This is a genomic window from Halomonas sp. 3H (genome assembly GCF_024206005.1).
Taxonomy (GTDB): domain Bacteria; phylum Pseudomonadota; class Gammaproteobacteria; order Pseudomonadales; family Halomonadaceae; genus Halomonas; species Halomonas campaniensis.
Genome location: NZ_CP100360.1, coordinates 1,099,394 through 1,115,013, shown reverse-complemented (window position 1 = coordinate 1,115,013; position 15,620 = coordinate 1,099,394). Strand labels below are relative to the sequence as shown.

Annotated in this window: 13 protein-coding genes; 10 read left to right on the top strand and 3 right to left on the bottom strand. The window is 71.5% G+C overall.

The features are described from left to right. Positions 1-224: 224 nt before the first annotated feature. On the bottom strand, positions 225-2,690 hold the full coding sequence (locus tag NFC98_RS05305; RefSeq protein ID WP_254277087.1) for a DUF1266 domain-containing protein: 2,466 nt from the start codon (positions 2,688-2,690) through the stop codon (positions 225-227). A gap of 229 nt (positions 2,691-2,919) precedes the next feature. On the opposite strand from NFC98_RS05305, the gene NFC98_RS05300 reads away from it, so the two are divergent. The 3 genes from NFC98_RS05300 (at position 2,920) to NFC98_RS05290 (ending at position 6,423) form a co-directional block, all read left to right on the top strand. Then, a complete protein-coding gene (locus NFC98_RS05300; RefSeq protein ID WP_254277086.1) occupies positions 2,920-4,365 on the top strand; it encodes an NAD-dependent succinate-semialdehyde dehydrogenase in 1,446 nt (481 codons plus the stop codon). Between the two features lie 33 nt (positions 4,366-4,398). Beyond that, positions 4,399-5,691 carry a 4-aminobutyrate--2-oxoglutarate transaminase gene (gene gabT, locus NFC98_RS05295; protein WP_254277085.1) on the top strand — a complete coding sequence of 431 codons (1,293 nt, stop codon included), beginning with the start codon at positions 4,399-4,401 and terminating at the stop codon, positions 5,689-5,691. A 117-nt stretch (positions 5,692-5,808) separates the two neighbouring features. After that, on the top strand, positions 5,809-6,423 hold the full coding sequence (locus tag NFC98_RS05290; RefSeq protein ID WP_254277084.1) for a hypothetical protein: 615 nt from the start codon (positions 5,809-5,811) through the stop codon (positions 6,421-6,423). A gap of 58 nt (positions 6,424-6,481) precedes the next feature. Here NFC98_RS05290 and NFC98_RS05285 read toward each other — a convergent pair whose 3' ends face one another. Continuing rightward, the gene (locus NFC98_RS05285; RefSeq protein ID WP_183330459.1) at positions 6,482-6,724 is read right to left on the bottom strand and encodes a GlsB/YeaQ/YmgE family stress response membrane protein; all 243 of its coding nucleotides are present in this window, start codon (positions 6,722-6,724) and stop codon (positions 6,482-6,484) included. A gap of 26 nt (positions 6,725-6,750) precedes the next feature. Then, on the bottom strand, positions 6,751-7,302 hold the full coding sequence (locus NFC98_RS05280; protein ID WP_254277083.1) for a DUF924 family protein: 552 nt from the start codon (positions 7,300-7,302) through the stop codon (positions 6,751-6,753). A gap of 86 nt (positions 7,303-7,388) precedes the next feature. On the opposite strand from NFC98_RS05280, the gene NFC98_RS05275 reads away from it, so the two are divergent. The 7 genes from NFC98_RS05275 to siaB all read left to right on the top strand — a co-directional run bounded on the left by NFC98_RS05275 (position 7,389) and on the right by siaB (position 15,613). Beyond that, complete coding sequence (locus NFC98_RS05275; RefSeq protein ID WP_183330457.1) at positions 7,389-7,580, top strand: hypothetical protein; 192 nt, start codon at positions 7,389-7,391, stop codon at positions 7,578-7,580. A 20-nt stretch (positions 7,581-7,600) separates the two neighbouring features. Continuing rightward, positions 7,601-8,992, top strand: coding sequence for a YcjX family protein (locus NFC98_RS05270; RefSeq protein WP_254277082.1), 1,392 nt, complete (start codon positions 7,601-7,603; stop codon positions 8,990-8,992). Next, entirely contained in the window at positions 8,989-10,041 is a 1,053-nt protein-coding gene (locus tag NFC98_RS05265) for a YcjF family protein (RefSeq protein ID WP_254277081.1), read from the top strand. Before NFC98_RS05270 ends, NFC98_RS05265 begins: the two co-directional genes overlap by 4 nt. A gap of 92 nt (positions 10,042-10,133) precedes the next feature. Continuing rightward, on the top strand, positions 10,134-10,577 hold the full coding sequence (locus NFC98_RS05260) for a universal stress protein (protein ID WP_254277080.1): 444 nt from the start codon (positions 10,134-10,136) through the stop codon (positions 10,575-10,577). A gap of 213 nt (positions 10,578-10,790) precedes the next feature. Next, complete coding sequence (locus NFC98_RS05255; protein ID WP_254277782.1) at positions 10,791-12,731, top strand: exoribonuclease II; 1,941 nt, start codon at positions 10,791-10,793, stop codon at positions 12,729-12,731. A 287-nt stretch (positions 12,732-13,018) separates the two neighbouring features. Beyond that, the gene (siaA, locus tag NFC98_RS05250; protein ID WP_254277079.1) at positions 13,019-15,070 is read left to right on the top strand and encodes a biofilm regulation protein phosphatase SiaA; all 2,052 of its coding nucleotides are present in this window, start codon (positions 13,019-13,021) and stop codon (positions 15,068-15,070) included. A gap of 9 nt (positions 15,071-15,079) precedes the next feature. After that, the gene (siaB, locus tag NFC98_RS05245) at positions 15,080-15,613 is read left to right on the top strand and encodes a biofilm regulation protein kinase SiaB (RefSeq protein WP_254277078.1); all 534 of its coding nucleotides are present in this window, start codon (positions 15,080-15,082) and stop codon (positions 15,611-15,613) included. The last annotated feature ends 7 nt before the right edge of the window (positions 15,614-15,620 follow it).

Genomic DNA, 15,620 nt, shown 5'->3' with positions numbered 1-15,620 from the left:
AGCGACCTCGATCCGTGAGCCGCATCCCCGCGGTCGGGGTGTCGACACCCCGCGCTGGAACATTGTCGCTGTGGCAGTGGTGCCGGGCATGCCGGTATCACTGCCAGAGCGGCCTGTCGGCGGCTCGCTTCCGGCGATGGCTCCCGACAGGTGGAGCCGTGTGTTGCAACGCGGTGACTATAAACCAGCCGCCGGGGGCTGGCGAGCCCCCGGCGTCCCTCGGCTCAGTGCAGCTGGCGGGAGTCCCCCGGCAGGGTATCGATGTGCAGGGGGGCCCAGTGGCGCGGCCGGGCGCCCGGGAAGTCCAGGCTGGCCCAGGGGCCGGCCAGCGGCGGCGCCGCACTGAGCCAGGCGACCAGCGCCTGGCGGAAGCCGGCCAGGAAGCTCTCGCGCTCCGGGGTCTCGCCCATGAAGAACGAGAAGCCCGCATGCAGGGCCCGGGCATACTCCTCCCAGCCGGCATAGTGGGCGGCCGCCAGGGCGTGGGCCCGCTCGAGAATCGCGGTGAAGGCCGCGGCCTCCAGCCAGCCCAGCTGGCGGGCGGCGATCGCCAGGTCTACCGCCTGGGCGATGTCCCAGGCGGCGAGGTCGGTGTCGTTGCAGCCATCCTCGTTGTCGCGCACCCGCTGCAGCCGCAGCAGGTGGGTGCGCTCCTCGTCGCTGCACTCGCCGCTCTCCAGGGTGGCGATCTCCGAGGCCAGCCGCCCCTCGTTGAGGGTGTAGGGCGCGTAGTTGATCTGGTACTCCTGGCGATCCCCGGCCTCGAGCAGGAAGTCGAGGAAGTCGGCGAGCTCCTCGGCCGAGTGGAGCCCGTAGTGGCCGTCGACCCACTCGCGAATCGACACGCACTCCCGCGCGCTCTCCGGGTGGGGCAGGCTCCAGGCCGGGCTGTTGAGGGGACCGACCAGCGACATGGCGGTGAAGTGCGAGAGGCTCGGCCGGGGCCCGGGCTCCTGCCACTCGCCGGCGCGCCAGTCAAGCCAGTGGAACAGGCTGCCGGGATCCTCCTGGTGCCAGCGGATCTCGGCGGTCAGCGAGGGCTGGCCCTCCTCGGGCAGCAGCGCCTCCCACCCGGACCAGGCCTCCAGCAGTCGGCGGGCGTCGGGGTAGAAGCGGCACAGCGAGGCGCGCAGCGCATCGGCCAGGGCGGCCAGGCCTTCCGCCTCGAAGCCTTCGCAGTCCATGGCCATCTGCAGGTAGAAGGCATACTTCTCGGCCATGTGGACGGTGGCCGCATGGCGACTGCCGCGCCGCAGCCCGTCGCGCACCTCAAGCGCCGCCGGCTCGGGCGCCCCGAAGGGCGTCTCGGCCGGCGGCAAGGCGCCATGGGCGGCATCGGCGGCCAGCTGGTTGAGGTGGTGCGCCTGGGCCGGCAGCCAGTAGCGCGAGAGCGCTTCCACCCCCTCGTCGGGGTGCAGGTCGAGGGTCTCGGCCAGGTACTGGCGGGCATCCTCGCGGCGCGGCGCCGGCACGGGGGCGGCAGGGCCCTGGCGGCCGGCCAGCTCGGGCTCGCGCACCGCCGCCAGCGCCAGCACCCAGTGCCGCGGGTCGCGACGCCACTGGCGCATGGCGACGCGGGAGCGCTCCAGCAGGGCCGGGTCGATCAGCCCCTGCAGGGCGGGCCGCCAGGGGCTCACCGGCGACTGCAGCAGCAGCTTCCAGTCGGCGTCGAAGGAGGAGAGCAGGTTTCGTCCCTCGAACAGGCTCCTGCCGCGCTGGTAGGCACGGGCCAGCGCCGCCCAGTCGCTGTAGCGGTGCTCCACCAGGTCGGCCGCATGCAGGGCGAAGTCGGCGGCCTCGTGCGCCTCGAGCCAGCCCAGGCAGGCCCCCGCCCAGGCCAGGTCGACCAGGCGCAGCCAGTCCCAGGCCGCCCACTCCAGGGGCTCGCCATGCTCGACGAAGCCCAGCATCACCCGGCCGAAGGGCCGGTCGGGCCCCTCCAGCCGCTCCATCCACTCGGCCCGCCCGGCCGCATCCAGCTCCAGCAGCCGCGCGGCATCCAGGTCCCAGCCCTGGCGGTCGCCCTGGGCCCCCAGCCACAGCAGCGCGCGCACCAGGTCGTCGCGCCCGTGGACCTGCCACGCCTCGCCGAGCCAGGCGGCGAGGCCGGCCCAGTCGTTCTCCCGAGCCGGCAGCTCGACCACCGGGGCAAAGCCCGCACGCAGTCGCCAGACCCGCGCCTCGGGGGCGTCGGGCCACAGCACCGGCGGGTGGTCATGGATCGCCAGCCACTCGCCCAGCCGCTCCCAGGTGATGCCCTCGCCATCGTGCTCCAGCACCGAGAGCGCCTGGCAGGCCTCGACGAAGCCGTCGTCGCCGTGCACCCAGCCGGTGGCGCTGCGCGCGCGGCGCAGCGCCACCAGCCAGGCATCGAGGTCGGCATGGTGAGCGCTGATCTCGCCGGCCAGGGCGTGGGCCCACTCCCGGGCACTACTCTCGGCGAGCCAACCGGCGGCACCGGCCAGGGCAACCAGTTCCAGGGCCTCGAGCAGGCGGGCGGGGTCCGCCGCGGCGCCACCGGCGCCGTGCGACTCCACCAGGCGCCAGCCCAGCTCGCCCCGATCGGCGACGCCCAGGGCGGCGAGCCGGGCCACGGCCGCATCCGGCTCGACGGTCAGTGGATCGGGCGCAAAGGCCCAGTCACACAGCACCAGCTGCTGGGCCCACCAGGCGTTCAGGGGATCGACCAAGGCTCACCTCGACATCCAGGGTGTGACGGACGGCCGCGCACGGGGCGAAGGCGCAGGCCGGACAGAATTCGGCGCACTAGTGTAGCGGAAAGCGCGGCCGGCGCCGATGGGTCGAGGGTGGAATTCCCGGCGCGGACGGTGCCGGCAAGGCGCTGCCGGAGGACTTGGCGGAACGTTTTAAATAATGCACACTGCGTAAAATATGATGACAACACTCCCCGGAGGACCCATGGCCGAGCTGCCCGACATCCTGATCCCCAAGGCCTTCATCGCCGGCGAATGGCGCGATGCCGAGCGACGCTTCGCCGTCACCGACCCGGCCAGCGGCGAAACCCTGGCCGAGGTGCCGGACCTCGGCGCCGCTGACGCCCGGGAGGCTGTGGCCGCCGCCGAGGCCGCCTGGCCGGCCTGGAAGCGCCGCACCGCCAAGGAGCGCGCCAACCTGCTGCGCGCCTGGTACGACGCGCTCATGGCCCACCAGGAGGCACTGGCCCGGCTGATGACCCTGGAGCAGGGCAAGCCGCTGGCCGAGTCCCGCGGCGAGGTGGCCTACGGCGCCTCCTTCTTGGAGTTCTACGCCGAGGAGGCCAAGCGGGTGGCCGGCGAGACCCTGCCGAGCCACGGCGTCGACAAGCGCATCCTGGTGTTCCGCGAACCGATCGGCGTGGTGGCGGCGATCACCCCCTGGAACTTCCCGCTGGCGATGATCACCCGCAAGTGCGCCCCGGCGCTGGCCGCCGGCTGCCCGGTGGTGATCAAGCCCGCCGAGGCCACCCCGCTCACCGCCCTGGCGGTGGCGCGCCTGGCCGAGCTGGCCGGCTTCCCCGCCGGGGTGATCAACGTGGTCACCGCCAGCCGCCCGGCCGAGATCGGCGAGGTGCTGACCACCGACCCGCGGGTGCGCAAGATCTCCTTCACCGGCTCCACCCCGGTGGGCAAGAGGCTGCTCGCCCAGTGCGCCGGTACCGTGAAGAAGGCCTCCATGGAGCTGGGCGGCAACGCCCCCTTCATCGTCTTCGACGACGCCGACCTGGATGCCGCCGTGGAGGGCGCCGTGGCCTCCAAGTACCGCAACTCCGGCCAGACCTGCGTCTGCACCAACCGCCTGCTGGTGCAGGCCGGCGTCCATGACGCCTTCGTCGAGAAGCTGGCCGCCCGCGTCGCCGAGCTCAAGGTCGGCAGCGGCCTCGAGGAGGACGTGGTCCAGGGCCCGCTGATCAACCCGGCCGCGATCGAGAAGGTCGAGGCGCACATCGCCGATGCCCTGGCCAAGGGCGGTCGCCTGGTCACCGGCGGCAAGCCCCACGCCCTGGGCGGCACCTTCTTCGAACCGACGGTGATTGCCGATGTCACCGAGGAGATGCGGGTCGCTCGCGAGGAGACCTTTGGCCCCCTGGCCCCGGTGTTCCGCTTCGAGACCGACGAGCAGGCCATCGCCATGGCCAACGCCACCGAGTTCGGCCTGGCCGCCTACTTCTATGCCCGCGACTACCGTCGCATCTGGCATGTCATGGAGGGGCTGGAGTATGGCATGGTGGCAGTGAACGAGGGGATCCTCTCCACCGAGCTGGCCCCCTTCGGCGGCGTCAAGGAGTCGGGGCTGGGCCGCGAGGGTTCGCGCCACGGCCTGGATGAGTACACTGAACTAAAATACGTCTGTGTCGGCGGACTCTGATCGCCCGCTACGCACTTTCCACCAGGAGGCATCATGAACAACGCAGAACTCAACGAACTCAAGCAGCGCTATGTCGCCAACGGCGCGGCCAGCCCGGCGACCCAGTTCGCCGACCGCGCCGAGAACGCCCTCGTCTGGGATGCCGATGGCAACCGCATCATCGACTTCGCCGGCGGCATCGGCGTGCTCAACATCGGCCATCGCCACCCGAAGGTGGTCGAGGCCGTCAAGGCGCAGCTCGACCGCGTCATGCACACCTGCCAGACCGTGATGCCCTACGAGGGCTACGTGAAGGTGGCCGAGCAGCTGAGCAAGATCACCCCGGTGCGCGGCCATGCCAAGGTGATGCTGGCCAACTCCGGCGCCGAGGCCCTGGAGAATGCCGTCAAGGTCGCCCGCGCCGCCACCGGCAAGAACAACGTGATCTGCTTCGACGGCGGCTATCACGGCCGGACCTTCATGACCATGGCCATGAACGGCAAGGTCGCCCCCTACGCCGCCGACTTCGGCAGCATGCCGGGCAACGTGTTCCGCGCCCCCTACCCGGTGCCCTACCACGGCGTCAGCGAGGACGAGGCCCTGCGCGGCCTGAAGATGGCGCTCAAGACCGACGCCAACCCCCGCGACACCGCGGCCATCGTGCTCGAGCCGGTGCTCGGCGAGGGCGGCTTCTACCCGGCGCCGACCAGCTTCCTCAAGGCGATCCGCGAGATCTGCGACGAGCACGGCATGCTGATGATCATCGACGAGGTGCAGTCCGGCTTCGGCCGCACCGGCAAGATGTTCGCCATCGAGCACAGCGGCGTCGAGCCGGACATCATCACCATGGCCAAGAGCATGGCCGACGGCATGCCGATCTCCGCGGTGGTGGGCACCGACGTCCACATGGACGCCTCCGGCCCCAACTCCCTGGGCGGCACCTACACCGGCAGCCCGGTCTCCTGCGCCGCCACCCTGGCCGTGCTGGAGGTCTTCGAGAAGGAGAACATCCTCGAGAAGAGCCAGGCGCTGGGTGACAAGCTGGCCAAGCGCTTCGCCCAGTGGGAGCAGGAGTTCGACTGCGTGGACAACGCCCGCAACATGGGGGCCATGGCCGCGGTGGACCTCGTCTCCGACAAGGCCAAGCACACCCCGAATGCCGACCTGGCAGCGGCGCTGTGCAAGCGGGCCCGCGAGAAGGGCCTGATCCTGCTCTCCTGCGGCCTCTACGGCAACACCATCCGCTTCCTGATGCCCGTCACCATCGAGGACGAGGTGCTGGAAGAGGGCCTGGCCATCGTCGAGGAATCCCTCAAGGAGCTGGTGGGGCAGACCGCCACCGCCTGATCGACGGCTCGCCAGCGCGACCTCACCGCCCGGCCCTGCGCCGGGCGGTGTTCGTTGGGGCCTTGCCATCGAGGTAGTCAGCCGGGAAGATGGCGGCGTTCACCGCGAGGCGACACCGTGATACTCAGAACCCTCTCCCTGCTGCGCTCCCTGCAGGGCGCCCACCACTCCCTCAAGGATGCCCAGGCCACCGTGCAGCAGGCCTGCGACTATCGCTGGCTGCGCGAGGCGCTGCGCGGCGGCGTGATCACCCGCACCGATGCCTGCCTGGCCGACGGCACCCCGGCGGTGACCGTCACCCTGTCCTTCGTCGCCACCCCGGCACGGCTCGCCGGCGGCAAGTGGCCTGAAGACCCGGCGGAGCGGGAGCGCTGCTTCGTCGCGGGCATCCATGCCTGCCGGGCCGCCGGCGCCCCGCGCTACCGCACCCTGGAGAGCCTCTCCCAGGGGCTGGTGCACGGGGCCGCCGCGGTGCTCACCGATACGGCGCGCTTCCAGTACCTGCTGGACCAGCAGGCCCTGCGGCTGACCTGGCGGCGCCCCGGCGGGCTGCCCGAGGCGCTGGCCCACCGCCTGCCCGCCCCCGGCACCGAGACCGCAGACCGAAACGGGATCTTCCTGCTCGAGGTAGGGGTGCCCTCGCCTCCCGTGGAGGGTGCCCCTTCCGGCGCCTGGCTCGACCGGATGCTGGATCGCTACCGGCGCATCCTGCCACGCTCCGCCGCCCCCTGACGAAAACGACGGCGCCCGGCCGAGGCCGGGCGCCGTCGAGGCAGGGCGGGGATGGGCGTCAGGCCTTCCTGACCTTGGCGATCACCCAGAGCAGCACCACGGCGCCGACGATGGCGGTGACCAGGGAGCCGATGAAGCCGCCAGCCTGCAGCCCCAGCAGGCTGAACAGGAAGCCGCCGATCACCGCACCCACGACCCCCACGCCGATGTTGCCGAGGATGCCGAAGCCACCCCCGCGCATGATATGGCCGGCGATCCAGCCCGCCAGGCCGCCGATGATCAACCAGGCAATCAGTCCCATGTGGTGCTCCTTGTGAGATGGGTTTCCTAGAACGAGGAGCCCGGCTGCTCGAGAAAGGCCAGCTCCTCCGGGGTCGAGGGTCGCCCCAGGATGGCGTTGCGATGCGGGTAGCGCCCGAAGCGAGCGATGATGTCGCGGTGGCGCTGCTCGAAGCGCAGGCTCTCCTCCAGCCCCGGCTGGTCGAACAGGCCCAGCGCCTCGTCGTGGATGGCCAGCGACTCGCTGTGCATCCAGGGCATATAGAGGAAGGCGCGCCAGGCGACGTCCAGGTGGCGGTCGATGCGGTGGGCCACCGCTTCCTGGGCCAGCACCAGCGCCACCGGATCCCGGGCGAAGGCCAGCGGCGTGTCGCGATGGATATTGCGCGAGAACTGGTCGAGCACAATCACCTCGGCCAGGCGTCCCCGGGCCGAGAGCCGCCATGACCACAGCTCGCCACGCCCCGCGGCCTCCAGCAGGGCAGCGAAGCGCGCCGCGATCTCGGCATCGAGGGCCGGGTCCTTGCGGAACCACTGGGCCGGCTCGAGCTCGCCGAACCAGAAGCCGATCACCTCGTCCACCGCGGGCAGTCTCGCCATGTCGCTCCTCCTCACTCGGGACGCTTCGGTGGCACCACGACTCCTGATACCATTCCCGGCACCACACGGCAACCCGAGGAGCCTGCATGTCTCCCCAGCACTTCCTGGAGATGGCCACCTTCACCTTCAACCTGGTCGGCCTGGTGGTCTGCATCGGCGGCCTCACCCTGGCCCACCGCACCCGTCACCGCGTGCCCGGCTACCTGCTGGCCGGCCTGGGCTTCCTGATCGCCGCCTCGCCGGTGCTCTACCCGCTGATCGCCACGCCCGCTCCCTGAGCCGCCACGGAAACCAGACCATGCGCCAGCCCCTGGCCCGCGAACTCCATGACCTGCTCGAGCGTGGCCGCGACCGCCAGCTGCGGCTGGCGGTCACCGGCCTGTCGCGCTCGGGCAAGACCGCCTTCCTCACCTCGCTGGTCAACCAGCTGCGCCATGCTGGCCTGGAGGCCAGGCTCGACCTGCTGCCGGCGGCCCGGGAGGGGCGCCTGCTCGGCGCCCGCCGGGTCAACCAGCAGGACCTGGGCGTGCCGCGCTTTCCCTACGACCAGGCCATGGCCGCCCTGGAGGAGACACCCCCGCGCTGGCCGGCGCCGACCCGCGGCATCAGCGAACTGCGCCTGGCGATCCGCTATCGCCCGTCCCGGCGTGGCCTGATGGGCAGCGACACCCGCCAGCTGACCCTCGACCTCTTCGACTACCCCGGCGAGTGGCTGCTCGACCTGCCGCTGCTGGCGCACGACTATCCCGGCTGGTGCCAGGCCCAGCAGGCGCTGACCGGCACCGAGCGGCGCTCGCTGTTCGCCGACTGGCATGCCGCGGTGGAGGCCCTGGACCCCGCCGCCGAGGCCGACGAGGCCCAGCTGGCGGCCATCGCCGAGCGGTATGCCGGGGGGCTGCGCGCCGCGCGGGAGGCGGGCTTCGCCGACCTGCAGCCGGGACGCTTCCTGCTGCCCGGCGAGCTGGCCGGCGCGCCGGTCCTGCAGTTCTTTCCGCTCCCCGGCCTGTCGCGGCTCGATCCGGCCGAACGCGAGCGTCTGCCGCCGGAGAGCAACTACGCGACCCTGGCGCGGCGCTTCCAGTACTACCAGCAGCATATCGTCAAGCCGTTCTACCGGGAGCACTTCCGCCGCTTCGACCGCCAGATCGTGCTGGTGGACCTGCTCGGCGCCCTGAATGCCGGGCCGGAGCGTTTCCAGGACCTCTCCCGGGCCCTGGCCACGCTGATGCAGAGCTTCGACTACGGCCAGCGCAGCCTGCTGTCACGGCTGTTCGCCCCGCGCATCGATCGCCTGGCCATCGCCGCCACCAAGGCCGACCACGTCACCCCGGAGCAGCATGGGCGGCTGGTCGGGCTGCTCGAGGCGCTGCTCGCCGACCCTCTCAAGGACCTGCGCTTCGCCAATGTCCCGGTGCGTGCCCTGTCGCTGGCGTCGATCCGGGCCAGCGAGGCGCGGGAGGTGGAGCACCGCGGGCAGAGAACCCCGGCGCTGCGCGGCACCTCCCTGGCCGGGGAGTCGCTGCTGCTGTTTCCCGGCGAGGTGCCCGACCGGCTGCCCGATGCCGACTTCTGGGCCCGCCAGGGGTTCGACTTCCCGGCCTTCCGACCGCTGCCCCTGGAGGGCGGCGCCCTGCCCCATATCCGCCTGGACGCCGCCCTGGACTGGCTGATCGGAGACAAGCTGATATGACCGAGCCCCGCGATCCGCGCCCCGGGCGGCGCTTCACCCTGGAGGAGCCCCCTCACGACCGGCCCCGGGCGGATGACCCGCGTCCCGCCGAGCCCTTCGACGCCGACCTGCCCAGCCAGGCGCTGTCGAGCCCGGACGACCAGGCCGCGGCGGATGCCCTGGAGGCCTGCCTGGCCCCTCCCCGGCGACGGCGCTGGGGGCTGCTGGCGCTGCTCGGTGGCAGCCTGGGGCTGGGGGCCCTGGAGGCCGGCCTGACCCTGCAGGCAGCGAGCCTGGGCGGCGACTGGCTGGCGGGCGCCTGGAGCCTGCTGCTGCTGCTCGCCCTCGGCCTGGGGGGGCGTGCCCTGCTGCGCGAACTGTGGCGGCTGCGGCGGTTGCGTCGCCATGAGCGGCTGCGCGAGCGGCTGGCGGCGCTGCCCGACGCCGAGACCCGGGCGGCCATGGCGTCCGCCGAGGCCCTGCGAGAGGGGCTGGGGATGGACGAGGATCACCCCCACTGGCAGGGGTTCGTCGCCGCCCGGCAGGCCCACCACGACGGGCGCGACATCCAGCTGCTGCTGGACCACCACCTGCTCGCCCCCCGCGACCGGGAGGCGCGACGACTGATCTCGCGGATGTCCGGCGAGACGGCGGTGATGGTGGCGGTCAGCCCCCTGACCCTGGTGGACATGGCCCTGGTGGCCTGGCGCAGCCTGGCGATGATCGACCGCCTCTGTCGACTCTACGGCCTGGAGCTGGGCTATGCCGGAAGGCTCCGGCTGCTGCGCAGCGTGCTCTACCAGATGGCCTTCGCCGGGGCCACCGAGATGGCCGGCGAGGCGGGCATGGATATGCTCTCCCTGAACCTGGCCGGCCGGATCTCGGCGCGCGCCGGCCAGGGGCTGGGCATCGGCCTGCTCAGCGCCCGACTGGGGCTGCGCACCCAGCGACTGACCCGCCCGCTGCCCTTCACGACGCAGGAGGCCCCGCGCATGAGCGATCTGCGCAGCGAACTCTGGCAGCAGCTGCGTCGGCTGGAGGCCCGCGACTCACCGGACGCGCGGCGCTGAGCCCCGCGGTGACTTGACCGGGGTCATGACAGCCCGTCCCCGAAGCGCTAGGATCAAGGCATCGTCCATCCAACCCATCGAGGAAGTTCGCCATGTTCAAGTCCATCCTGGTCCCCGTCGACGGCTCCGAGCACGCCCAGAAGGCCCTCTCCGTGGCCTGCCAGCTGGCTCGCCAGGAGGAGGGCTGCATCCTGCATCTGGTGCACATCCCCGAGGAGCTCGCCCACGAGACCACCCTGGTCTGGGGCATCGGCGCCATCGCCATCGAGGCCTCCCGCGAGGAGCGCGAGGAAGCCGGCAAGCAGGTGATGAGCCGTGCCGCCGAGGCCGCCCGCGAGCAGGGGGCCACCAGCATCGAGACGGTGATCGGCCAGGGCGACCCGGCCCGCACCATCCTCAGCGAGTCACGCCGCCGTGGCGTGGACGCCATCGTCATGGGCAGCCGCGGGCTCAGCGACCTGCAGGGCTTCGTGGTCGGCAGCGTCTCTCACAAGGTGGCTCACACCGCCGAGTGCACCGTCATCACCGTGCGCTGACCCCCGCCCCGCCCACCCACCGACGGCGCCCCGAGGGGCGCCGTCGGCGTTCCGGCACGGCCGGCGCGCCCGGATGACCCGGCGCCCGGCACCAGCGTCGGCGAACCATCCCGACGCAAGCCGCTGATTCCCCATGAGGCGCACGCCCGGCGTTTGGCCCCGGGCCAGGGAATCCGTATAGTGGCCCCCTACTCCCGCCACCCGATCGTGACCATGCTGCAGAACAACGCCCTGCTTGCCCAGCTCAAGCAACAGATCCGCGAGACCACGCCCCGCGTCGAGGGGGTGATCAAGGCCACCCAGAAGGCCTTCGGCTTCCTCGAGACCGACGAGGGCGACTCCTATTTCGTGCCGCCCCCCGCGATGAAGCAGGTGCTGCACGGCGATCGTGTCCAGGCGGTCGTCCACGAGGAGGGCGACAAGAAGAGCGCCGAGCCCGACACCCTGATCGAAACCGGGCTGTCGCGCTTCATCGCTCGCGTCCAGCTCCGCGACGGGCGTCTCGCCGTGGTGCCCGACCACCCCTCGATCAAGAATGTCCTGAAGGCGCGCATCAAGCGCAGCCTGGACGAGGCGAGCATCGCCGACGGCGACTGGGTAGTGGCCCGCCTGGTGCGTCATCCCCTCAAGCCCGATGACCGCGCCTTCTTCACCCAGATCGACGAGCTGGTGGCCAAGGCCGACGACCCCGCCGTGCCGTGGCGGGTGACCCTGGCCCGCCACGCTCTGGAGCAGGAGTGCCCGGATGCCGGCGACGACTGGCCGCTGCTCGACGAGGGCCTCACCCGCGAGGACCTCACCGCCGAGCCCTTCTTCACCATCGATAGCGAGAAGACCCGCGACATGGACGATGCCCTGCGCATCGTTCCCCGCGAGGATGGCGGCTGGGACCTGAGCGTGGCCATCGCCGACCCCACCGCCTACGTCGAGGAGGGCCACGCGGCGGACCTGGAGGCGCGCACCCGGGCTTTCACCGTCTACCTGCCGGGCCAGAACGTCACCATGCTGCCCGAGCAACTGGCCGACGACCTCTGCTCGCTGTGGGAGGACAAGGAGCGCCCGGTGCTGGCCTGCACCCTCACCGTGCACGCCGACGGCAGCCTGGGCGACTACCGTTTCTTCGCGGCCACCGCGCAGTCCCACGCCAAGCTGGCCTATGACCGCGTCTCCGACTGGCTGGAGGGCCAGGGCGACTGGGCCCCGGACGAGGCGATCGCAGGGCAGCTCAAGGCCCTGCGTGACCTCACCGAGGCCCGCAGCGCCTGGCGCGCCGAGCATGCGCTGGTGTTCAAGGACCGTCCCGACTACGTCTTCGACCTGGACGAGGCCGGCAACGTGCTGGACATCCGCACCGAGGAGCGGCGCATCGCCAACCGCATGATCGAGGAGTCGATGATCGCGGCCAACGCCTGCTGCGCCGACCTGCTCGCCAGGCACGTGGGCCACGGCATCTTCAACGTGCATCGCGCCTTCGAGCCCGAGAAGGCCGAGGCGGCCCAGGAGTTCCTCGCCAGCCAGGACATCCAGGTGGAGCGCGAGCAGCTCACCGAGCTGTCCCGCTACACCGAGCTGAAGCGTGAGCTCGAGGGCCGCGACGACGCCTGGCTGGACGTGCGCCTGCGCCGATTCCAGGGCTTCACCAGCATGTCGGCCCGGCCCGGCCCCCACTTCGGCCTCGGCCTGCCGGCCTACGCCACCTGGACCTCGCCGATCCGCAAGTACGGCGACATGGTCAACCACCGCCTGATCAAGCGGGTCCTCAAGGGCGAGCAGGCGCCGGCCGAGGCCAGCCTCGAGCTCACCGAGCAGCTCACCGAACGTCGCCGGCTCAACCGCATGGCCGAGCGCGACGTCAAGGACTGGCTCTACGTGCGCTACCTGAGCCCGGCCGCCGAGGCCCAGGAGTCCTTCGACGCCGAGATCATCGCCATCAACCGGGGCGGCATGCGGGTGCGCCTGACCGCCAACGGCGCCACCGCCTTCATCCCCGCCCCGCTGATGCACAGCGACCGCGACAAGGTGGTGATCGACGACAAGGAGGGGCGCATCCAGGTGGAGGGCGAGGAGCGCTTCAAGCTCGGCGACCATATCCGCGTGGCGCTGACCGAGGCCCGCGAGGAGACCCGCTCGCTGGTGGGGCGCCCCACCGAGTGACGGCGAGGGCGTCGCCCCAGGACCACGCGACAACGAGCCGGCCCCGGTGGAGACCCCACCGGGGCCGGCTCGTTGTGACCCGGTCAATCGGGGCCAGTCGCCCATCGACTCGGGCATCAAGTCGCTCTCGCCGCCATCCCGTGTAGGAGATCGGCTTACTCGGCATGGAGGCGAAGTCGGCAATGTCGGCTGCGTTGAGGCGTCCGGCGGCCAGGCCATCGCCCTTTGTGACGCATTGTGACAAGGTTGGGGGTCATGCAACCCAGCCTCCACGGGACCCGGATGCCATGGCAGCACGACTCGGCCTGCGCGGAAAATCGGTCAGCTTCCTGCTGCTGGCCTGCCTGCTGGCACTGATTCCGGCCGCGCTGATCGGCTGGAAGGCGGTCGCCGAGGTACGCGACCACTTCGCCGGTGCCTACGCCGAGCAGTACACCCTGCTGCAGATGCAGCGAGTGACCGCGCCCGTGACACGGGAGCTCGCCCTCTCCCGGCGCTTCGCCGACTCGGTGGTGACCCGGGATTGGCTGCGCGCACCGGACGACCCGGCGCGCCAGGCACGATTCCTCGCCGAGGCCGAGGGCTTCCGCCAGCACTTCGCCAGCCGCGCCTACTTCGTCGTCGATCATGCCTCCGGGGACTACTACCTCGGCGACGGCTCCCGGGACAACGGGGCGGACCCCCGCTATCGCCTCTCGCCGGAGGCCCCCGACGATGCCTGGTACTTCGCTACCATGGGCAGCACCTCCACCTACGACATCAACGTCGGCACCGACCGGGCCCTCGACCGGGCCATGGTCTGGATCAACGTCAAGGTGATGGACAACGGCGACCTGCTGGGGCTGGCCGGAGGCGGCATCGACCTGCAGCAGTTCACCCGGCGCTTCCTCGGCAGCCCACCGCCCGGCATGACCCCGATGCTGGTCGACGGCCGTGGCGCCCTCAAGGTCCATCCCGACAGCGCCCGTATCGCCCTCGATTCGGGTCGCAATCCCCAGGAGGCGGGCGCCGGACAGCGGATCCAGGCCCTGGTCGGCGAGAGCGACCGGGAGCCGCTGCGCCGGGCCATGCACGATGCCATGCGCCGTCCCGGCACCGTGGTCTCCCTGGAGGCCGAGCTGGAGGGGGCCCCGCGGCTGATGAGCGTGGGTTACCTGCCGGAACTCCAGTGGCTGCTGGTCACGGCCCTGGACCTTCAGGCCGCCCCGCTCCTCGAGGGGCGCTGGCTCTGGCCCCTGGTGCTGGCCTTCGGCCTGCTGCTGGCGCTGCTCATGGCCAGCTTCGCCTACAGCACCCATCGCCTGATCCTCGCCCCGCTGCGCCACCTGAAGCGCTCCGCCCAGGCCATCGCCGACGGGCACTACCGCTCGCGACTGCCCACCGAACGGCGTGACGAGATCGGCGAGCTGTCGCGCTCCTTCTCCCACATGGCGCGCCGGGTGGAGCACTACACCCGCGACCTCGAGGGGCAGGTCCGCCAGCGCACCCAGGCCCTGGAGGAGGCCCATGCGCAGATGCTGTCGGCCCACCGCCAGCTCGAGGCCTCCATCCAGTACGCCAGCATCATCCAGCAGGCGATCCTGCCCGACGACGCCCTCGAGCAGCACCTGCGCCATCGCTACGCGGTGCTCTGGAAGCCCCGCGACGTGGTGGGCGGCGACTTCTATGTCTTCCGCGCCACCGCGCGCGGCTACCTGCTGGGCATCGTGGACTGCGCCGGGCACGGCGTGCCGGGGGCCATGATGACCATGCTCGCCCGCGCCATCATCGACCACGCCCTCGCCCAGGAGGGCGCCCAGGACCCGGCCGCCCTGCTCGGCGAGATCGACCGCCAGGGCCGGACGCTGCTGCCCCGGGAGCAGCTGCCCGCCTCCATCGCCACCAGCATGGACATCGGCCTGGCGTGGGTCGATCCCGCCGCCGGGACACTGACCTACGCCGGGGCCAAGATCGACCTGCATGCCAGCGACGGCGAGCGCCTGGAGATTCTGGCCGGCCACCGCCGCGCCCTGGGCCATCGCCGGCCGGCCCGCTACGAGAACCGGGTGGCGCCGCTGCGCCCCGGCTGGACCTATACCCTGTGCAGCGACGGTTTCCTGGACCAGGCCGGCGGCAGCGACGGTTTCGGCTTCGGCAACCGCCGCTTCCGGGCGCTGCTGCTGGACCAGGCCGCCAGGCCCCTCGAGCAGCAGATGGCAGCCTACGAGACGGCCCTGCGTGCTCATCAGGGGGAGCTTCCCCAGCGCGACGACATCACGCTGCTGGCCTTCCGCCTCGAGCCGGAGGCCCCCGCTGCCGCTTCCCCCCTGCCCCCCGAGGAGACGGGAGACACCCGCTGAGGAGAGCCCATGGACCTGCTGAGCATGCGCGAGAGCTACCAGCGAGACCGCATCATGCTGTGCTTCAACGGCCCCATCTCGCGCAGCCTGATCGAGGAGATCGGCAAGGCGCTGCGCAACTACCTGGACACCCAGCAGGCGACCCCGTCGGCCGCCATGGACGTGTTCTCCGTGTACATCGAGATGACCCAGAACATTCGCCACTATGCCCGTCGGAAGGGCTACGACGAGACCCAGGCCTCGGCCACGGTGGCGGTGGCCAGGGACGCCGAGGGGCGCTACCTGATCTCGGCGGGCAACCTGATCGAGCAGGCCGACGGCGAGCGACTGGTGCGCACGGTCGAGGCGCTGGGGCCGCTGGACCGCGCCGAGCTCAAGGCCGCCTACAAGCAGCAGCTGCGTCGCCCCCGCGAGGACCAGGGCGGCAGCGGCGCCGGCCTGGGGCTGCTGGACATGGCCCGCAAGACTTCTCGCCCCCTGCAGGCCTCGCTGCAGGCATTGCCCGACGGGCAGGGTTTCTTTAGCCTGACCGCTACCATCTGAGGGGTAC